The 17,881-nt window shown below is 67.3% G+C and carries 18 protein-coding genes and 1 pseudogene; 12 read left to right on the top strand and 7 right to left on the bottom strand.

Annotated features, from left to right (window positions below; translation table 11 throughout):
• The 4 genes from WAS25_RS00700 to WAS25_RS00685 all read right to left on the bottom strand — a co-directional run.
• Positions 1 to 566, bottom strand: a 566-nt coding sequence (locus WAS25_RS00700) for a DUF4397 domain-containing protein (protein ID WP_422309317.1), incomplete at its 3' end; no start/stop codon positions are given.
• 25 nt (positions 567 to 591) lie between these two features.
• The gene (locus tag WAS25_RS00695) at positions 592 to 1,080 is read right to left on the bottom strand and encodes a fasciclin domain-containing protein (RefSeq protein WP_422309315.1); all 489 of its coding nucleotides are present in this window, start codon (positions 1,078 to 1,080) and stop codon (positions 592 to 594) included.
• 85 nt (positions 1,081 to 1,165) lie between these two features.
• On the bottom strand, positions 1,166 to 1,804 hold the full coding sequence (locus tag WAS25_RS00690) for a cupin domain-containing protein (protein WP_422309313.1): 639 nt from the start codon (positions 1,802 to 1,804) through the stop codon (positions 1,166 to 1,168).
• Positions 1,801 to 2,376 carry an RNA polymerase sigma factor gene (locus WAS25_RS00685; protein ID WP_422309311.1) on the bottom strand — a complete coding sequence of 192 codons (576 nt, stop codon included), beginning with the start codon at positions 2,374 to 2,376 and terminating at the stop codon, positions 1,801 to 1,803. The genes WAS25_RS00690 and WAS25_RS00685 overlap by 4 nt, the downstream gene beginning before the upstream one ends.
• Positions 2,377 to 2,611: 235 nt before the next feature.
• On the opposite strand from WAS25_RS00685, the gene WAS25_RS00680 reads away from it, so the two are divergent.
• Both WAS25_RS00680 and WAS25_RS00675 read left to right on the top strand, forming a co-directional pair.
• Positions 2,612 to 3,016 carry a type II secretion system protein gene (locus WAS25_RS00680; RefSeq protein WP_422309309.1) on the top strand — a complete coding sequence of 135 codons (405 nt, stop codon included), beginning with the start codon at positions 2,612 to 2,614 and terminating at the stop codon, positions 3,014 to 3,016.
• Between the two features lie 16 nt (positions 3,017 to 3,032).
• The gene (locus tag WAS25_RS00675; protein ID WP_422309307.1) at positions 3,033 to 3,563 is read left to right on the top strand and encodes a DUF4149 domain-containing protein; all 531 of its coding nucleotides are present in this window, start codon (positions 3,033 to 3,035) and stop codon (positions 3,561 to 3,563) included.
• A gap of 26 nt (positions 3,564 to 3,589) precedes the next feature.
• Here WAS25_RS00675 and flgJ read toward each other — a convergent pair whose 3' ends face one another.
• Together flgJ and hflX are read right to left on the bottom strand one after the other, a co-directional pair.
• Positions 3,590 to 4,339 (bottom strand): flagellar assembly peptidoglycan hydrolase FlgJ, encoded by a 750-nt coding sequence (flgJ, locus tag WAS25_RS00670; protein ID WP_422309319.1) that lies wholly within the window; start codon positions 4,337 to 4,339, stop codon positions 3,590 to 3,592.
• Positions 4,340 to 4,695: 356 nt separating this feature from the next.
• Positions 4,696 to 5,886: a GTPase HflX gene (hflX, locus tag WAS25_RS00665; RefSeq protein WP_422309305.1), complete on the bottom strand. Its 1,191-nt coding sequence runs from the start codon at positions 5,884 to 5,886 to the stop codon at positions 4,696 to 4,698.
• A gap of 81 nt (positions 5,887 to 5,967) precedes the next feature.
• On the opposite strand from hflX, the gene WAS25_RS00660 reads away from it, so the two are divergent.
• From WAS25_RS00660 to WAS25_RS00650, 3 genes are read left to right on the top strand one after another with little or no spacing between them, the layout of a single operon-like run.
• The gene (locus WAS25_RS00660) at positions 5,968 to 7,284 is read left to right on the top strand and encodes a hypothetical protein (protein WP_422309303.1); all 1,317 of its coding nucleotides are present in this window, start codon (positions 5,968 to 5,970) and stop codon (positions 7,282 to 7,284) included.
• Between the two features lie 25 nt (positions 7,285 to 7,309).
• Positions 7,310 to 8,536: an FtsX-like permease family protein gene (locus WAS25_RS00655; protein WP_422309301.1), complete on the top strand. Its 1,227-nt coding sequence runs from the start codon at positions 7,310 to 7,312 to the stop codon at positions 8,534 to 8,536.
• On the top strand, positions 8,533 to 9,183 hold the full coding sequence (locus WAS25_RS00650; RefSeq protein ID WP_422309299.1) for an ABC transporter ATP-binding protein: 651 nt from the start codon (positions 8,533 to 8,535) through the stop codon (positions 9,181 to 9,183). The genes WAS25_RS00655 and WAS25_RS00650 overlap by 4 nt, the downstream gene beginning before the upstream one ends.
• Here WAS25_RS00650 and ruvX read toward each other — a convergent pair whose 3' ends face one another.
• Complete coding sequence (gene ruvX / locus WAS25_RS00645) at positions 9,184 to 9,621, bottom strand: Holliday junction resolvase RuvX (protein WP_422309297.1); 438 nt, start codon at positions 9,619 to 9,621, stop codon at positions 9,184 to 9,186.
• Between the two features lie 41 nt (positions 9,622 to 9,662).
• Between ruvX and WAS25_RS00640 the strand changes: the two genes are divergently transcribed.
• The 7 genes and pseudogenes from WAS25_RS00640 to WAS25_RS00610 all read left to right on the top strand — a co-directional run.
• Positions 9,663 to 11,261, top strand: coding sequence for a GMC oxidoreductase (locus WAS25_RS00640; protein ID WP_422309295.1), 1,599 nt, complete (start codon positions 9,663 to 9,665; stop codon positions 11,259 to 11,261).
• A 14-nt stretch (positions 11,262 to 11,275) separates the two neighbouring features.
• A complete protein-coding gene (locus WAS25_RS00635) occupies positions 11,276 to 11,773 on the top strand; it encodes a methylated-DNA--[protein]-cysteine S-methyltransferase (RefSeq protein WP_422309293.1) in 498 nt (165 codons plus the stop codon).
• Positions 11,754 to 12,641 (top strand): UDP-N-acetylmuramate dehydrogenase, encoded by an 888-nt coding sequence (murB, locus tag WAS25_RS00630; protein ID WP_422309291.1) that lies wholly within the window; start codon positions 11,754 to 11,756, stop codon positions 12,639 to 12,641. Before WAS25_RS00635 ends, murB begins: the two co-directional genes overlap by 20 nt.
• Positions 12,642 to 12,650: 9 nt before the next feature.
• Positions 12,651 to 13,439: a cell division protein FtsQ/DivIB gene (locus WAS25_RS00625; protein ID WP_422309289.1), complete on the top strand. Its 789-nt coding sequence runs from the start codon at positions 12,651 to 12,653 to the stop codon at positions 13,437 to 13,439.
• A gap of 93 nt (positions 13,440 to 13,532) precedes the next feature.
• On the top strand, positions 13,533 to 14,750 hold the full coding sequence (ftsA, locus tag WAS25_RS00620; RefSeq protein WP_422309288.1) for a cell division protein FtsA: 1,218 nt from the start codon (positions 13,533 to 13,535) through the stop codon (positions 14,748 to 14,750).
• A 30-nt stretch (positions 14,751 to 14,780) separates the two neighbouring features.
• Positions 14,781 to 16,037: a cell division protein FtsZ gene (gene ftsZ / locus WAS25_RS00615; RefSeq protein ID WP_422309286.1), complete on the top strand. Its 1,257-nt coding sequence runs from the start codon at positions 14,781 to 14,783 to the stop codon at positions 16,035 to 16,037.
• Positions 16,038 to 16,076: 39 nt separating this feature from the next.
• A pseudogene (locus WAS25_RS00610) lies at positions 16,077 to 17,881 on the top strand (amylo-alpha-1,6-glucosidase); the annotation flags it as partial.

The following is a 17,881-nucleotide window of genomic DNA, read 5'->3' as shown; positions in this document are numbered from 1 at the left end:
CCGGTGGCGGTGACCCGCACCTGGTAGGTGGCCGCGGGGATCTCCAGCGCGCCGGAGAAGCCCTTGAAGGGGACATTGGTCAGGGTTGGCATCGCGGTGGCGAGATCGGCGGACGGAGCCGTCACATAGATATCCACGGCAGGGGCATGGGGGGCGGCGTGGACCACGCGGACCTTCAGCTTGCCGCTGGCCGGAGCGGAACCGTCCTCCTCGATGACCAGAGGCTCCAGGGCAGACACGGCATTGACGGCCATCACGGTGTAGTACTTACCTGCCGTGAAGGTCGGTCCGGCTGACAGGGCCAGCGTGTTGGTGCCTGCCACATAGACTCGGACATCAGCCATTCCGGCGTTGACGCTGGCGAAGGTCGTGGCGGCCTTGTAGGGTGCATTGGCTACCACCTGGCTGCCATTGACGGTGACGTCCACGGCGGGCGCATCGGGGCTGGCGTGCACGACGCGAACCTGGGCCTTCGGGGCGGGAGGCGGCGCGTCGTTGCTGCTGGTGCAGGCGAGTCCGAGGGCGAGCGAGGCGAAGGCGAGGGCGGAATGCAGGGGCTTGATCATGGTCGGCTCCTGGAGTGTGAGTGGATTAGAGGGGGATGAGGACGGTGTCGATGACGTGGATGACGCCATTGCTCGCGGCGATGTCGGCCTTGGTCACGGTGGCCGGACCAACCTTCACGCCCTTGGCGGTGGTGATGGCCAGGTCCTGACCCTGCAAGGTCCGCGCGGAAGACAGCTTCACGACCTGGTCCGAGGAAACCTTCCCGGCCACCACGTGGTAGGTGAGGATGCCCCGCAGCTTGGGGATGTCCTTCAGGAGGGCTTCCACCGTGCCAGCAGGGAGCTTGGCGAAGGCCTCGTCGGTGGGGGCGAAGACCGTGAAGGGCCCCTCACCCTTGAGGGTTCCCACCAAGTCGGCGGCCTGCAGAGCGGCAGCCAGAGTCTTGAACGAGCCAGCGGCCACGGCAGTGTCCACCAGGTCGACCTTGGCGGCCCTGGCCGGAGCGGAAGGATCCGCCGCGTGAGCCAGGACGGCAGGGATGGAGAGGATCAGGGCAAGACTGAGATGCTTCATGGTTGTCTCCTCGTTGGAAACCCAGGGGGGCTTCAAGGAGATCAACGGAGCCGGGTGCTTCCCGGATGACCTGTCCAGATAAAAATCAGGTCATTAGAGCTTGAAGCCAACCCCTCCAGCCCGTGAAGCGAAGGGTGCCCTGGAGGCTGGCAAGGATCCAGCAGTCCTCATCCGGGAGCGCCCAAGGGCGGTGGATCCGATCGGTGGTGGCTTCATCGAAGTCCCCTGCCTCCAGGATCTTCACACCATCCCGCAGGCCTCCGCAGAGCACGACGGAGCGCTCGTTGCCCACATGGCCATGCCGGGGAAAGCGCCTCCCGCGGCGGAGGTGGATCAGGTAGAGGTGGGGCCCCTCTGGCAGGGGGATGTCCAGGTAGCGGAAGCCCGGGGTCAAGGCACCTCGCCAGCCTCCGGAGGGCAACTGGGGGAGAAGGGGCCAGAAGGCCGCGGGAATGGGCAGAGACTCCGAGCCGATCTTGGGTGGGGCAAGGGAGGGGACCTGTCGAACGCGGGCCAGGAGTGACGAAAGGATCGAGCCTGGCAGCGCCGGCGCAGGCAGGTGAGGGAAGAACCCCTCCTCGGACGAGGCCTGGGCGAGACCACGGGCGCTGCAGTCACGGCAGACCGCAAGGTGGCCCTCAAGGATCCAGCGCGAGGCGGCATCCAGCTGGCCCGAGCGGTAGTCCTGCCAGAGTTCCTCTGAAGGGTGATGGGCCGTCGTCACCGTGCACTCCGGGACAGGCTCAGCAGAGGTTTGAGCATCGACAGCCCGGAGCGGATCCGGGACTTGAGGGTGCCCAGGGGCACTCCCAGGCGGCGGGCGGTCTCCTCATAGGTCAGCCCGCCATAGTAGGCGAGGCGCAGGGGCAGTTGCTGATCGGGATGGAGCATCTTGAGGGCCTTGCGAAGGGAGTGGCCAAGGGTGTTGTCCAGGTCCAGAGCCGGGAGGCGGTCCATGTCCTCATGCCCCTCTTCCCTAACGCTCCGTTGGGAACGCCGGATGTCCAAGACCCGGTGCCGGGTCAGGGTGAAGATCCAGCCCTCCGCGCGACCGCCTTCCGGATTGAAGAGATGGGCCTTTTGCCAGAGGGCCAGGAAGATGTCCTGCACCGCGTCCTCCGCCGGAAAGCGGGGGCCCCCCATAACCCGGACATAGGCCAAGATCCGGCCTCCATAGCGGTGGAAAAGCTCGGTCAAGGCGGACTCATCCCGCCGGGCCACCGCCTGAAGCAGGTCATCGACGGACCAGTTACCCAGACCATGATCGACTTGCAAGGCAGATGCGGCTGTGGTCATGGGAGGTCCCTCCACCCGTGGCAGACAAGCCTAAAGGCAGATCTAAATTTAGTCTAAATATAAAACTAGACATTATTCAGATCCGTTCTTGTGGTCATGGCGTCAAGCCAGGACTCACACAAGGTCCTCGGAGGTTCATCCAATCCCTGACGATCGGACCGCATCCATTCGATCCGGGTCGACCGCCCATCCTTGCTGGATCTGGAAATCATCAGGGTTGAGGTAAGGTGATTTCATGCGCTTTTTCCCCTCCCGTCAGCGGGGCTTCACCCTCATCGAACTGGTCGTGGTCATGACCCTCCTGGCCCTGCTGGCCACGGTGGGCCTGGCGGGCTACCGCCAGAAGGTGCGGACGGCCAAGGAGGCCGTGCTCAAGGAGAACCTGTTCCAGATCAACCATGCCCTGGAGCAGCACCGGGCGGACCGGGGAAAATACCCTTCCAGCCTGGGACCCCTCAGGGAACTGGGCTACCTGCGGGACATTCCTTACGACCCCATGACTCAGTCCCGGGATACGTGGCAGACTGAGTTGGAACCCCCGGATCCGGACAATCCCGAAGCAGAGCTGGGTGTCTTCCGGGTGCGCAGCGGCTCCGCGGAAAAGGGGTCGAACGGCCTCTCCTACAACGAATGGTTATGAGACACCGCAGGATTTCATGAACCCGACCACCCTACGCCGCCTCGACCAGCTCACCCTGATTCTGCTGCTGCTATGGGCAGGCGCGGCGCTGGGCTTTGGCATCTTCTCGGCCCCTGTCTTCTTCCGTGAACTGCCCAGCCGGGATGTGGCCGGGCGCATCGCCGGGCTCATCATCGGCCGCCTGGACTGGGCTGCCTGGGCGGCCTTCGGCCTGGCAGGACTCAGCTGGGTGGGCCGCTGGGTCGCGGAAGTGAAGGAGGACCTCATCGGCCCCATCCGCCTCTGGAGCGGCGGCCTGATGGTGGCCCTGCTCATGTGCCTGGCCAGCAGCTTCGTCGTGACCCCGAAAGTGCAGGCCATCCGGGCCCGCATCAACGCGCCGATCGAGAGCCTGGCCCCAGATTCGGCCGACCGCGTGGCCTACAACAAGGCCCACGGCCTGAGCCGCAACCTGTTCTTCCTCCGCATACTGCTGGCGGTGGGCCTAGCGGCCACCGTGGGTCTGCTGCCCGGCCTGGAACGCAAGGATGGTCTGGCCGAAAGCTGACCCGCCAGCCGCATGAGCGCCCTGCTTCAGGCCATATCGCCGGGGCTAGAAGACCGCCTCGCCATTCGGTAAGCCACACTCTGGGCAACCCGGGCGATTTTCTGGGCGTACTTCGGATCGGTGGCATAGCCATTCGCCTGCAGGGCCCTGCCAAACCCTTCGGCGGTCGCCCCATGCGCCATGGCCTCGCCGTAGCGATTCTTGATCAACCTCGCGTAGTCCGAAAAGGATTCGGCGTAGGAGCCATAGGCGCGGAAGGATTCCACCTTCTTTTGAGGCACGCCGTGGCTGTACTCGGTCGTGGTGACCTCCACGGTCTTGCCGGTCCAATGCTTGCTGGCCTTGATTCCGAACAGGTTGAAGCTTTCCTGGCCCGCCGCATCCTTGATCGCCTTGCGGCCCCAGCCGGTTTCCAGCGCGGCCTGGGCCAGGAGCAAGTGGGGGGAAAGCCCCAGGACCTCGGCCGTGGAACGGGCCACCCCGGCCAGGTTTTCCAGGAACCCATCCGCCGCACTGGGCGGGTGAACAACGGTCACCTCGCGAGGCTTTTGCGTGGCGGGCTCGGCTACGACAACGGGTGGCGGGATAGGCCTGGCCTGGGTCGACCTGGGTGAGTGGGGAGCCGCATGATGGGCGTGGCCAGTCTGCGCCAGGGGAACGTCCCGGCTGGCGGCGTGGCGGATGGCTGGTTTCTCGCCCAGGCCTTGATGGCCAAGGTATGCAGGCCGACGCCACGAGGGCGACAGCGGGAGGGCTTCGCCAGCTGGTTCGTTCATCATCAGGGAACTGCGATCACAGTCGCCCATCACCTGCTGGAGCAACTGGGCCTGGAAGGATCCGGCCCCTGATCCGGTGTTCATGGCCGGCTCACGGAATGCCAGCTGCTGCATCTGCCCAAGCAGCTGTGCCTGGCCCCTCAAAGCGTCGAGTGGCAGTTGGGACCGCAGGAAGGACATTTGGGGCTCGATTCAACCACGGCGAGAAAGGCCCGGTTACCAGGACTTCAGCAATTCGGGTGCCCGCCACCTGGGCAATTCCGCCTTCTTCCCGTCACGGGCTAAGACACGAGCGTGGCCGCCAGGCGCGGCCAGTCCACCTGCAGCAGCCCCAACATCCTTACTTCGGGCCCGAACTACTGAGCCGGAATCGACTCCGGCAGCTCCCAGGCCTCCAGTTCCCGGGGTTTGGCCGGACCGGGGACCAGTTCCCGCAGCCAGAGGCGGATCTCGTCCAGTCCGAGGTCCTGGATGGCACAGGCCTGCACCGCGCCGGGATGCTGCCTCCTGAGTTCCAGCTTCTGGGGCCGATGAAGGCGGTCAACCTGGTTGAGGATGAGGAGCCGCGGCTGGGCCTCGATGCCCTCCGGTTCGCAGCCGATCTCCCGCAGGGTGGCGCCCACGACCTTGAGGTGGTCCTCCAGATCCGGGTGGGCCGCATCGGCCACCACCAGCAGCGCGTCGGCGGTGCGGACTTCCCCCAGGGTGCTCCGGAAGGCGGCCACCAGCTGGTGGGGCAGCTTGCGGATGAAGCCCACGGTGTCGGCCACCAGACAGTGCTTAGGCTCCAGGCTGCCCTCGCCGGTTTCCGGGTTGAAGTCCTGGCCCAGCCAGGCCTTGCGGGTGGTGGTGTCCAGGGTGGCGAAGAGCAGGTCCCGGGGCTCGCCCTCGCCCGTGAGGGCCTTGAGGAGGCTGGTCTTGCCGGCATTGGTGTAGCCCACCAGGGCCACCCGCGGTAGGCCTTTGGGCCGGCCGTCGCGCTGGGTCTTCCGCACCTGCTCCAGGTGAGTGAGCTCCCGCTTTAGCTGGCTGATGCGGGTGCGGACCATGCGGCGGTCCACCTCGATCTGGGTCTCGCCGGGCCCGCCCCGCAGACCCACGCCCCCGCCCTGGCGCTCCAGGTGGGTCCAGGCCCCCTTGAGCCGGGGCAGCTCGTATTCGCACCGGGCCAGCTCCACCTGGGCCTTGGCCTCCCGGGTCTGGGCCCGCTGCTCGAAGATGCTGAGGATCAAGCCCGTCCTGTCGAGGCAGATGAGGCCCGTCAGCTTCTCGATGGCGTTCACCTGACTGCCCCTCAGTTCGTCGTCGCAGATGAGGTGCGTGACGCCCTGTCGGGACACTTCCTCCCCCAGGGCCGCCAACTGACCGGAGCCATAGAAGGTCTTGGAGGCGATCTCGGAGCGCTTCAGGATCCGCCTGGACTGCACGGCAAACCCGCAGCTCCGGGCCAGCTCGGCCAGTTCCAACAGGTGGTCCTGGATGAGCTCCTCCCGGTCCTCGGGGCCTTGGCGGGCGATGAGCAGGCAGCGCAGGGGCGATTCATCCATATGGCAAACCTGCCTGTCCCTGCGGTAATAATCAAGCCCTTGTCCCCGGGGACGATGCAGAGGACTGGGAGCCACGTCTTCATGGCCATGTTCGGGCTGAAAAAATCCAAGTCGTCGGAAGGATCCGAGCTGGTCTTGGCCTATCTGGAGGACGCCCAGCGGGTGCGGGCGACCATCTTCGCCGTGGACCCCAAGGGCAGGGAGATCCCGGCCTCGCTGGTCGTGGTCGGCGAGGAGCGCGTGACGCTCGGGACTCAGGGACGGGTTATGGCCGAGAAGGGTGAGCCGATCCGGCTCCTCTTCTACCTCGATGGCCTCCGGCTTATGGCCACAGGCAAGCTGCAAGAGCTCAAGACGGGCACCCTGATCATGGAGCTCCCCTCCACCATCGAGCTGGCCGAGCGCCGCAAGAAGGCCCGGGCCAGGCTCAACCAGCGGGAGGGCGCCACCGCCATTGCCCTCACCGGATTGTTCGAAGGCATCGGCCTCACCGGTACCATCGACAACATCTCCGAAGGCGGGGTGTGTCTCAAGGTCGGTCGCGCCATCAACGTGAAAACCCAGGGTCCCATGCACATGGGCCCCAACCTGCTGTCCGTCGGCGAAGTCTTCATGGTGATCAAGCTCAACAAGCTGCCCAAGTGCCCACTGATCGAAGTCGGTGGCATCGCTGCCCACGTCGCCTCCGAAGGGAATGGCCTCTCCATCGGGATCACCTTTGATTCGGGCAAGGAGTCGATCCTGAGTCCCGTCAAGGCCATGGTGACGAGTCGGACCGGTTCGCTCCCCACCTCGGTACCCCCCAAGGTCCGGCGCCCCCCACAGCCCAAGGCCGAACCCGCCGAGCCCTCCATCGAGCTGGCGCCCCCCCGCCCTGTGCCGAAGAAGGAGCCGGAACCGGCCCCCGCTCCACCCCCCGCCACGGCCCCGGAACCCACGGCCATGGTCGCTGCTGCCATCCCTGAGACCACCACCCCCCAACCCGATTTCGCCAACCGGGGATCGGCCCTTTACCGAATGAAGAAGCGCACCCGCGGTGTGTTGTTGGCCATGCCCGTGGGGCCGGACCAGGAGGCCCTGGTCGGGTTCCTCTCGGCGGACGGCTACGGCAAGATCCGGGTCGCGGCCACCCTCACGGAGCTGCTCGACCAGCTCGACGAAGTCCAGCTGGTGTTCGTGGATGGCGGCGTTGCAGAGCTCCAGGGTCTCGCCCTGGCCTCCCTTCTCCGGCAGCGCCTGGATGGCGAGGCGACCCGAGTGGTCCTGGCCGCGACCTCCGTGGATGCCGAGCTGGTGCTGGGTGCCCAGGAGATGGGTGTGGCCCAGGTCCTGGTGAAGCCCTACGGCCTGGATGCCGAGTTTCTGCAGATGATCGAAGGTCACCTGGGCATCGGCTAGGAGTCCCTCCGGCTACTCTGGTGGCATGGCCCTGTTCGAACGCACCGTCGCCGACCGCTACCTGAGGACCCACCGCAAGGGGGCCTTCGTGCGGGTCATGGTGCGCTTCGCCCGGGGCGGCACAGCGGTGGGCGTCTTCGCCATGGTGGTGACCCTGGCCGTCATGAACGGGTTCCGGGAGGAGATCCAGGCCACCCTCTTCAGTGCCACGGCCCACTTCACGGTGTTCCACCTGGCCGGGGACATCCCGGACACCGAGGGTGCCCTCAAGACCATCCGGGCCCTGCCGGGTGTGCAAGCCGCCTCGCCCATCCGCATGGAGAAAGGCCTGCTGCGCCGTCCCGACAGCGAGATGCCTCCCGAGGCCATCGTGGTGAAGGCGGTGGATCCCGCCACGGCCCACGGCACCTCCAGCATCTTCGACTCCATGCAGCCCGTCCCCATCGAGCGCCTCAAAGAGGGTGAGATCGTCCTGGGCAAGGAGTTGGCCCAGCGCATGAGCGTTCAGGTAGGCGATACGGTGGCCCTGGCCTTCTTTCGGCTGGAACTGGGGCTGGGCGGCCAGCAGCCGAAGGTGGCCGCCTTCCGGGTGGCCGGCACCTTCCACAGTCGCAGTTCCGAATACGACAAGGCCTGGGCCTTCATCCAGCTGGGTGATGCCATGCGGATCGCCAAAGCCGAGGGTCGGGCGGAGATGATCGAAGTCCGCGCCTCAGGCATAGACGCCATCGCAGATGTGAAGCCCCGCGTGCTGGACGCCCTCGGCCCCGCATTCCAGGCCACGGACCTGCGGGACTCTAACAAGGCCCTCTTTGCCGCGCTCCTGGTGGAGAAGTGGGCCTTCGCCGCCATCCTCAGCCTCATCGTCCTGGTGGCTGCCTTCAACATCGTGGCCTCCCTGGTACTGCTGGTGACCGAGAAGCGCCGCGACCTGGGCGTCCTGCTGGCCCTGGGCGCCACGCCCCGGCAGATCCAGCGGCTCTTCGAACTGCAGGGCCTGCGCATCGGGGCCGTGGGCACCGCCTGGGGGCTGGGCGTGAGCGTCCCCCTCTGTCTGATCCTCGATCACTTCAAGCTGCTGAAGCTCCCCGCTGCCGTCTACGACTTCATCACCTACATGCCCTTCCGGCTCAAGGTGCTGGACATTGTGCTGGTGGCCGCCTTCCCCCTCCTGGTGTCCTGGCTGGCCGCGCGATATCCCGCGAAGAAGGCCGCCGCCCTGGATCCCGTTGACGCGCTGAGGGCGGAATGATCGGCCAGACGCTTGCCATCCAGGGCCTCCACAAGACCTACCCGGGCAATGAGCACCCCGTGTTCGATGGCTTCGACCTGGAGGTGGAGGCCGGCAGCCTCTGCGCCATCGTGGGCGTCTCCGGCGTGGGCAAGACCACCTTGCTGAACTGTGTGGCGGGGCTGGATCGCTGGGAGGATGGCCGCATTACCGTGGGCGGCGTCCCTGTCCCCGAGGGCAGCGAGGCCCGCGCCCTCTACCGCCGCCGCTCCGTGGGCCTAGCCTTCCAACAGCCCCACCTACTGCCCGAGTTCACCGTGCGGGAGAACCTGCGCATGCCCCTGCTCATCGAGGGTGACGTGGCTCCCGAGGCCGAGGTCTGGATCGACCGCCTCCTGAGCACCGTGGGCCTGGGCACCCTCGGCGAGCGCATGCCCGGCCAGCTCTCGGGCGGCGAGGCGGCCCGTGCCGGCCTCGCCCGCGCCCTGGTGCGCAAGCCCGCCCTGTGGCTCCTCGACGAGCCCACGGGCAACCTCGACCCCGCCACCGCGGAAGAAGTCTTCGGCTTCCTCCTCAGCCTGCACGCCGAGTTGCGCCCCACCACCCTGCTCGTCACCCACAACCCGGGCCTCGCCGAACGCTGCATGCGGACTGTGCGGCTGGGATAGTCAGTCCAGTTCAGGTGGTGCGATCCCCCTCGCTCGCCGATCCTCCAGTAACTCGGAGAGGATCACCGCCGCTGCCGCCGCGTCCAGCATGGCCTTCCGCTTCTCAGGCTTGACGCCCCGCTCGCGCAGGAGGCGTTCCGCCTCGGCGCTGCTGAGGTGCTCGTTCACGAAGCGGACCGGCAGGCCCGTGCGGACCGCCAGAGCCTCGCCGAAGGCCCGCGCAGCCGGGGCCGTGGCGCTCTCAACGCCGTCTTTGTGGCGGGGCAGTCCCACGGCCAGAGCTTGGACGCCCTCCTCTTTGCATAACCGGGCCAGGCGGTCGAGGGTGCGCTCGTCTTCTTGGGGCCACACCTCGAAGGGCGAAGCCAGGATCTCCAGCTCGTCCGAGAAGGCGAGGCCGATCTTCTTCGTGCCATGATCGATGGAAAGCCAGCGCATGACTTCAGCCTAACGGAAGGACGCCTCCCCGGAGACTCTCCATGGAATGGGACTACATCATCATCGGGTCCGGATTCGGCGGCAGCGTGAGCGCCCTGCGGCTGGTGGAGAAGGGCTACAAGGTGCTGGTGCTGGAGAAGGGCCGCCGCCTGCGGGCCGGTGACTTCCCCAAGACCAACTGGAACCTGAAGCGGTTCTTCTGGCTGCCCCAGGTGGGCTTCCGCGGATTGTTCAAGATGACCTTCCTGGGCCACGTCACGGCACTCTCGGGCGTGGGCGTGGGGGGCGGCTCCCTGGTCTACGCCAACACCCTGCCCGTGCCCAAGGACCCCTTCTTCGAGGCACCCTCCTGGTCCCACCTGGCGGACTGGAAAGCCGAGCTGGCCGCTCCCTACCAGCTGGTGCTGCGCATGCTCGGAGCCACCCGGAACCCATCCCTGACCTACCCGGATGAGGTGCTCCAGGCGGTGGGAAAGGAACTCGGCCGCGAGTCCACCTTCGAGCACACGAACGTGGCGGTTTACTTCGGAAAGACAGGCGAGACCGTGAAGGATCCCTTCTTCAACGGCGAAGGTCCGGACCGCACTGGCTGCACCCTCTGTGGGGGCTGCATGCTGGGCTGCAACCACGGGGCGAAAAACACCTTGGACCGCAACTACCTCTACCTGGCCGAAAAGCTCGGACTGCAGATCGAGGCCGACACGGAGGTGACCTGGGTGAAGCCCCTCCCTGGAGGTGGCTACGAGGTCGAAGCCCGCCAGGGTACCTGGGCGATCCCCGCGTTGAATTCGAAACGAACCTACCAAGCCAAGCAGATCATCTTCGCCGGTGGCGTACTGGGCACAGTGCCGCTTCTGCTGCAGCTCAAGGAGCAGGCCACCGGCCTGCCAGCGCTGTCTGACCGGGTCGGCGACTTCGTGCGCACCAACTCGGAGGTGCTCATCGGCGTCGTCACCCAGCGTCGCGACCAAGATCTGTCGAAGGGCATCGCCATCGGCTCGATCCTGCACACGGACGAGCATTCCCACCTGGAGCCCGTGCGCTACTCGGCGGGCGCAGGGTTCTTCCGCACCCTCATGCTCCCCATGGCCCCAGGCGACACGCTCTTCCAGCGCTTCGCCAACGCCCTCGGCCTGGTCCTGCGCCATCCGATCCGGACCCTCCGCACCTACTTCGTCTCAGACTGGGCGAAGTTCACCATGATCCTGCTCTACATGCGCACCGTTGACGGGCACATCAAGATGCGCCTGGGCCGGGGCTTCCGGACGGCCTTCCTGCGGGGTGCGGTCACCGAACCCGGCGATGGCCCCCCGGCCAAGGCCTGGGCCCCTGAGGCCAACGATCTCTCTGAGCGGGTCACCAAGCATCTCGATGGCTACCCCACCAGCCTGCTCACGGAGACGCTGCTGGGCATTCCCACTACGGCCCACATCCTGGGTGGGGCGCCCATGGGCGATTCTGCCGAGACTGGCGCCATCGACCACAGGCACCAACTGTTCGGCTATCAGGGGCTCTATGTCATCGATGGTGCCGCCATCTCGGCCAACCCCGGCGTGAACCCTTCGCTCACCATCGCCGCCCTGGCCGAGCGGGCCATGACCTTCATCCCTCCCAAGCGGGAGTTGGAGAACTCGGCCTGAAGGAAGATCAACATATGCCCAAGGCACTCTCCTTCACCACCCCACTCGGCCGATTGGGGCTGTCCTGGACCATCGACGGGGTCTGCGCGCTGCGCTTCGTGGAGGGGATCGACCCCCGCGAGTCACCGAAGGCCCCAGCCTGGGTGTTGGAGGCAGTGCATAGACTCATGACCCACCTGGCGGGCCGGCCCCAGGACCTGAGCCGGATCCCCCTCGACCTGTCGGAGTTGACGCCTTTCCAGCGTCGCGTAGCCGAGGTGCTCCGGGGCACCCGGCCCGGCCAGACCATCAGCTATGGCGAGGTCGCCCTGCTCTGCGGCCGGACCGGCGCGGCACGGGCCGTGGGCCAGGCCGTAAAGGCCAACCCGATCCTCATCCTCGTGCCTTGCCACCGCGTGGTGGCCGCCCGCGGCCCGGGCGGCTGGAGCGCCTTCGGCACCCCCGAACGCAAGGCACGGCTGCTGGAACTGGAGCGGCCCCATACTGGAGTGGATGCTGCACCCGCTCCCTGACGACATGCTGCAGGTCCCGCACCGCCGGGACGTGCCCTTCTCGAAGCTCACCACCCTGGGCGTGGGCGGCCTCTGCCAGTGGCTCTTTGAGCCAACGACCGAACTCGAAGCCCAGGCCTTTGTCCGCGCCTGCGCTCGGGAGGGCCTCCCCTGGCGGGTGTTGGGGGGTGGCTCGAACCTGGTGGTGCTGGGCGACGTGTCCACACCTGTCCTGCGGCTGGCCCTGCCGAAGGAGGTCCGGCGCGAAGGCCTCTGCCTCACGGCCCCCGCCAGCCATGGCCATATCGCCCTGGCCGAAGCCGCGGCCGTCGCGGGCCTGTCGGGTCTGGAGTTCGCCAGCGGTATCCCCGGCTCCCTGGGCGGCGCCATCCGCATGAACGCCGGGGCCTATGGCCGCGAGTGGGTGGACGTGCTGAAGCGCTATCGCTTCCTCACACCCGAAGGCGACCTGGTGGAGAAGGTGCCTGAGCCTGGCGAGTTCCGCTACCGCTGGAGCTTCCTCACCGGCGGTCGGGTGATCCTGTCGGCCACGGCGCAGCTGGTGGAGGGTGACCCCGCCACCATCCGCGCCCAGGTGGCCGAGTACCGCGAGAAGCGCGGCACCAGCCAGCCCCTGTCCAAGCGCAACGCCGGCTGCATCTTCAAGAACCCGCCCGGGCTGAGCGCAGGCCGGCTCATCGACAAGGCCCACCTCAAGGGCCTGCGCATCGGTGATGCCGAGGTGAGCCCGGAGCACGGCAACTTCCTGGTGAACCACGGCCGGGCCACGGCCTCGGAGTTTGCCGAGTTGATGGAACAGGTCCGGGCCAAGGTGCTGGAAGTCCACGGAGTGGACCTGGAACCCGAAGTCGAGATCTGGCGGGAGTAGACTGGCTGCATGTCCATGCTCCCCCGCACACGCCCCAAGCGCCCCTGGCTGCCATGGGCCCGGGCGGGGATCACCGTGACCGTCATCGGCCTCGCCGGATGGGGCCTTCTGGAGCTGGGCACGCGCTACCTGGGCCTGCAGAAGCTGGTGATCGAGCAGGTCAATGTGAGCGGTTGCCGGGGTGAGCGGCAGGCCGAGGTCCAGAAGCTGGCAGAACAGCTGGTGCTGGGCAAACCGCTCTTCTGGGTGGATGCCGAGGAGCTGAGGGCCCGCATCGAAACCAAGCGCTGGGTGAGGGGCTTGCAGATCCGCAAGGACCCCCCCGACCGCCTCAGCCTCGCCATCGAGGAGCGGCGACCCGTCCTCTGGCTGGTCCGCCCCAATGGGGTGTTTCTGGTCTCGGATGACGGGGTCCTGCTCGATCGCGTCAACCAGGCCAATCTAAATCCCATTCCTGTGGTGGTGGATCCCACCAGTCAGACAGATCTTGGATTGGCCCGTTTGGTCAGTGCTGCCCGCATTCTCCGTGAAAAGCAGCAGGGATTTTACGAGCGGATCACCGAGCTGAGGGACAGCCCGAAGGGGCCTGTGGCCTATATCGAGGGGCTGCTCGCGCCGATATACCTATCACGCAAGGATGTCACGAAAAACGTGCCCAATTTTCAGGGTCTCTTCGTGGATCGCCTCTCTCAGCGGCCGGATCTCACCCGGCTCAGGTACATCGACCTGCGCTGGGACGATGAGGTGGCCGTGGGCGAACCCGAAGACGAACCGCCCCCGGCAAAGCCCCGGCGCTGAACGCCGGAAGGAGTATTCCGGGTTTTTCCCGCCACGAATCCTCGATTTCGCGGGCGGAACTGGTATAAACCTAGAGCAAGGAAAAGGATCTTCATGCCGCAGCGCGCCGTACTCCTCGGACTCGACCCAGGTGCAAGCAAAGTGGTGGCGGTGGTCGCCGTCCAGGAGGAAGACGGAACCCTGAACGTGACCGGGACGGGCCAGGCTTCGCCCCAGGGCGGCATGACCCAGGGGCAGATCACGGACATGGACCTCAGCACCCGCGCCATCGTGCGGGCCGTCGAGGAGGCCATGAACACCGCGGGACAGACCAAGGTCGATGGCATCCGTGTGGCCGTGGACGGCATCCAGTTCAAGGGTGAGAACCTCCGCGATTCCATCACGATCTCCAGTGGCGACAAGATCATCACCGCCGGCGACCGGGACCGGGTGCTGGAGCAGGCCACCAACAGCTGCAAGCTGGCCAAGGAGGAGCTGGTCCTCCACCGCATCCCGCAGATCTTCCACATCAAGGGCCAGCGGGACATCCGCAATCCCGTGGGCATGTTCGGCGAGACGCTGGAGGCCGAGGTCCGCATCATCGTGGCGCCCAGTCCCGTGATCATGAACATCCAGCTGGCCCTGAAGAACGCGGGCCTGCACGGCTCGGAGCTGATCTACTCGCCCCTGGCCAGCTCCGAGGCGGTCCTCAGCCGCGAGGACCGCGAAAACGGCGCGGTGGTGGTGGACATCGGCGAGCAGCTCACCCACTTGGGGATCTTCCTGCACGGCACGCTGTTCCACTCGGCGGTGATCCCCATCGGCGGCGCACACTTCACCCGCGACCTCGAGATCACCAAGCACCTGGGCGGCATTGCGGCCTCCGAACGCGTGAAGATTCGCTTCGGCACCGTCCTGCCCAGTCACGTTCCGGCCGAGGAGTCCATCGAACTCGAGGAGGAGGGCCGCCTGGTCTCCCGCCGCGAGATCGCCGAGGTGCTGCAGGCCCGCGCAGCGGAACTGCTGAACCACGTGCTGGCCGAGATGGGCCGGACGGGCCTCATGCATGAGATCCACGGCGGGGTGCACCTGGTGGGCGGCGGCGCCCTGCTCACCCACCTGCCCATCCTGGCCCAGACCCTGTTGGGCAGGCCCCGGGTGGTGCTGGGCCGGATCCAGGGTGTGGTCGGCCTGCCACAGGCCACGGGCAACCCCTTCTTCGTGAATGCCCTGGGCGCGGTCAAGGCCCTGGCGCGCGACCTGAGCGAGAACCGCACCAAGCAGGACCGCAGTGATGGATTATTCGGCCGATTCATGGGCCGTTTTAAGTAGCTCTTCTGCCACACCCCTTCGGGAGCCCCGATGTCTGAGACCCCCTATCTTCCCTGCCCCCACGGTCTGCCTGGCGCCAACATCAAGGTGCTGGGCGTGGGCGGCGCGGGCTGCAATGCCATCAACCGCATGATCGACAGCGGCGTCACCGGCGTGCAGTTCATCGCCATGAACACCGACCAGCAGAGCCTTGCCCACAGCAAGGCCCACCTGAAGCTGCCCCTCGGTCCCCAGAGCAGCCGGGGCCTGGGCGCCGGGGGCAATGCCGAGCGCGGCGCCGTGGCGGCGGAGGAGAGCCGGGAGGAAGTGCTGGCGGCCCTCCAGGGCGCCGACATGATATTCATCACCGCCGGCATGGGTGGCGGTACTGGCACGGGCGCCGCGCCCGTGCTGGCCAACTACGCCCGCGAACTGGGCGCCCTCACCGTGGCCGTGGTCATCACGCCCTTCGCTTGGGAGGGCCGCAAGAAGGGTGATCTCGCCCTCGCCGGCCTGGCGAACCTGCGCGACACCGCCGACACCGTCATCGTCGTCAGCAACGAGCGGCTGAAAAACGTCTGCGACGCCCGCGTCACCATGAAGGAGGCCTTCCGCGTGGCGGACGGCGTCCTCATCCAGGGCGTGCGCGGCATCGCGGACCTCATCCTGAAGCCCGGCATCATCAATGGAGACTTCGCCGACGTGGAGGCGGTCCTGCGCAATGGGGGCGAGGCCCTCATCGGCACCGGCGCCGGCCGCGGCGAGGATGCCGTCATGGACGCCCTGAAGAAAGCCCTGGCCTGCCCCCTGCTGGAGCGCGCCCAGTCCGGCGCCGCCTCCAACGTCATGGTGTCCATCACCGCCGACTGGGAGGTCATGGAGGCCTCGGCCATCGAGACCGCCATGAACTATCTGCAGGACCACTACCGAGGCCGGCCCGACATCAAGGCCTGCACCGTCGAGGGCGAGGGCATGGAGGACCGCGTGCTGGTCACCGTCCTCGCCAGCGGCTTCGACCAAGAGGAGAAGCTCCTGGAGGAGCGGCGGAACAGCCTGCACCTGAGTGGTGGCGAAGCCCCCGCCCAGGTCTACACGACCGCGCTCCCCATCCAGTCCCAGCCCCTCCCCGCCAATGTGGTGAGCGGTCGGGTCTACGGCGAAGTGCCCGCCGGGGAGCTCCAGGGACCCACGCCCACCCGTCTGCTGCCCCAGGCTCCCACGCCCAGCGGCGAGGTGCCCGGTGCGGATGACCTTCATGTGCCCGCCATCATGCGCATGCGGCCAGGCCAGCTGCTCGGCGACAATTAGACTGGCCCACCCCGCATTTCCGGCGGCGGAACTGCTCCCATGCCCCACCCTGCCATGACACCGCCCCCGGGCTCCCAGCTGCTCCGCTTCGTGGGGGATCGGGTGGTCTTTGGGCTGACGCATCCGGCCGCCGGGTCGGTTGGCTGGCGAGCCTTTCTGCGCACCAACCTCACGAGGGGCGCGGGGATGCGGGCCGAGACGCTGGCCCTCCATGGCGAAGGCACCCGCGATCCCGCGGGGTCCTCCTGGCGGGACATCCCGCTACAGGAGACGGAAGGAGGCTGGGGCCTAGACCTGGCCCTCACGGAGCCCGGGTGCTTCCGTGCGAAGGCCTACTCTGTGGACCCGGCGGGGTTCCAGCACTGGCCCGAAGGCGAGGATCTCAGCCTCTCGATCCATCCCGACCGCCTGCGCACCGCCAACACAATCTACTGTGCCTTCCCACGCATGTTCGGGGGGGCCGCAGCCCGCCAGCTGCCGGCCTTGGATGAGGCCGTCCGGGCGCTGGATGCGGCCGGCTATGCGGTGATCCCGCCCTCGGGCGGCCTGCGGGACCTCACGGCCGCCGTGCCCCACATCTTCGAGCGCCTGGGCAGCCGCATCCTGCACCTCCTGCCCGTAGGCCCCGTGCCCACCACGTACGCCCGCATGGGCCGCTTCGGCAGCCCCTACGCCCAGCTGGACCTGACCGCCATCGATCCCGCCCTGGTCGACTTCGACCGCCGGACCACCGCCGAGGAGCAGTTCCGCGAGCTGACCGAGGCTGTCCACCTCCGGGGTGGTCAGGTCCTCCTGGACATCCTGGTCAACCACACGGGCTGGGGTTCCCGTCTCCTCGAGCACCGGCCCGACTGGTTCCGGCGCAACCCCGATGGAACCTTCCACAGCCCGGGCGCTTGGGGCACCACTTGGGAGGACCTGGTGGAGCTGGACCACGGGAGTCCCGCCCTCTGGGACACCGTGGCGCGGGCGCTGCTGGTGTGGTGCGAGCGTGGCGTGGACGGCTTCCGCTGCGATGCGGGCTACATGGTGCCCCTGCCGGCCTGGCAGTACATCACCGCAAAGGTCCATCAGGCCTACCCCGAAGCGGTCTTCCTCCTGGAGGGCCTGGGCGGCGGCTGGGACGCCACTGAGGCCCTGCTCACCCGGGGCGGCATGCAGTGGGCCTACTCGGAGCTGTTCCAGAATCACCACCCCATCGAGGTGGCCCACTACCTGGACCACTGCCTGCGCCAGGGTGAGCGGACGGGCCTGCTCGTCCACTACAGCGAGACCCATGACAACCTCCGCCTGGCGGGCCGCGGCGCCGCCTGGTCGCGCCAGCGCAACCGACTCAGCGCCCTGGCCACGCAGAACGGTGCCTTCGGCTTCACCGCGGGCGTGGAGTGGCTGGCCACGGAGAAGGTGGATGTGCACGAGGCTCGGGACCTAGCCTGGGGCACGGAGCCGAACCTGGTGGAGGAACTCGCCACGCTCAACCGCCTGCTGGCCCAGCACCCCTGCTTCTTCGACGGCGCTGACATCCGCCGCCTCAGCGCCGACGATGCCTCCGTGCTGGCCCTGCTGAGGCATTCCGCCGAAGGCCTCGATGCCGTTCTCGTGCTGGTCAACCTGGATCAGGACCGCCCTCAGGTCTGCCCCGTGGGTGCCTCGGATTGGGCCCTGCTCGGGGAAGCCGGCCTTGATCTCCTGGGCCAACCCGCCCCCACCGCCCGCCTCCTGCCCAGCGGTGACCGGGAACTGAGTCTGCCGCCTGCGTCCTGCTACTGCATGTCCGCCCACGCCACCCCGCGGGGCCTGGCGGGCGACGCCTACCGCCAGGCCAGGGCGCAGGCGGCCTGGGG

The sequence above is a fragment of the Geothrix sp. genome (assembly GCF_049292215.1).
Taxonomy (GTDB): Bacteria; Acidobacteriota; Holophagae; order Holophagales; family Holophagaceae; genus Geothrix.
This window is presented reverse-complemented; position numbering and strand designations above follow the sequence as displayed.

What these genes read in the sequence shown, in the direction of transcription:
- WAS25_RS00695 (WP_422309315.1), bottom strand. Translation starts at nt 1,080, where the DNA reads ATGAAGCATCTCAGTCTTGCCCTGATCCTCTCCATCCCTGCCGTCCTG.
- WAS25_RS00685 (WP_422309311.1), bottom strand. Translation starts at nt 2,376, where the DNA reads ATGACCACAGCCGCATCTGCCTTGCAAGTCGATCATGGTCTGGGTAAC.
- WAS25_RS00680 (WP_422309309.1), top strand. Translation starts at nt 2,612, where the DNA reads ATGCGCTTTTTCCCCTCCCGTCAGCGGGGCTTCACCCTCATCGAACTG.
- WAS25_RS00675 (WP_422309307.1), top strand. Translation starts at nt 3,033, where the DNA reads ATGAACCCGACCACCCTACGCCGCCTCGACCAGCTCACCCTGATTCTG.
- flgJ (WP_422309319.1), bottom strand. Translation starts at nt 4,339, where the DNA reads ATGAACGAACCAGCTGGCGAAGCCCTCCCGCTGTCGCCCTCGTGGCGT.
- hflX (WP_422309305.1), bottom strand. Translation starts at nt 5,886, where the DNA reads ATGGATGAATCGCCCCTGCGCTGCCTGCTCATCGCCCGCCAAGGCCCC.
- WAS25_RS00660 (WP_422309303.1), top strand. Translation starts at nt 5,968, where the DNA reads ATGGCCATGTTCGGGCTGAAAAAATCCAAGTCGTCGGAAGGATCCGAG.
- WAS25_RS00655 (WP_422309301.1), top strand. Translation starts at nt 7,310, where the DNA reads ATGGCCCTGTTCGAACGCACCGTCGCCGACCGCTACCTGAGGACCCAC.
- WAS25_RS00650 (WP_422309299.1), top strand. Translation starts at nt 8,533, where the DNA reads ATGATCGGCCAGACGCTTGCCATCCAGGGCCTCCACAAGACCTACCCG.
- ruvX (WP_422309297.1), bottom strand. Translation starts at nt 9,621, where the DNA reads ATGCGCTGGCTTTCCATCGATCATGGCACGAAGAAGATCGGCCTCGCC.
- WAS25_RS00640 (WP_422309295.1), top strand. Translation starts at nt 9,663, where the DNA reads ATGGAATGGGACTACATCATCATCGGGTCCGGATTCGGCGGCAGCGTG.
- WAS25_RS00635 (WP_422309293.1), top strand. Translation starts at nt 11,276, where the DNA reads ATGCCCAAGGCACTCTCCTTCACCACCCCACTCGGCCGATTGGGGCTG.
- murB (WP_422309291.1), top strand. Translation starts at nt 11,754, where the DNA reads ATGCTGCACCCGCTCCCTGACGACATGCTGCAGGTCCCGCACCGCCGG.
- WAS25_RS00625 (WP_422309289.1), top strand. Translation starts at nt 12,651, where the DNA reads ATGTCCATGCTCCCCCGCACACGCCCCAAGCGCCCCTGGCTGCCATGG.
- ftsA (WP_422309288.1), top strand. Translation starts at nt 13,533, where the DNA reads ATGCCGCAGCGCGCCGTACTCCTCGGACTCGACCCAGGTGCAAGCAAA.
- ftsZ (WP_422309286.1), top strand. Translation starts at nt 14,781, where the DNA reads ATGTCTGAGACCCCCTATCTTCCCTGCCCCCACGGTCTGCCTGGCGCC.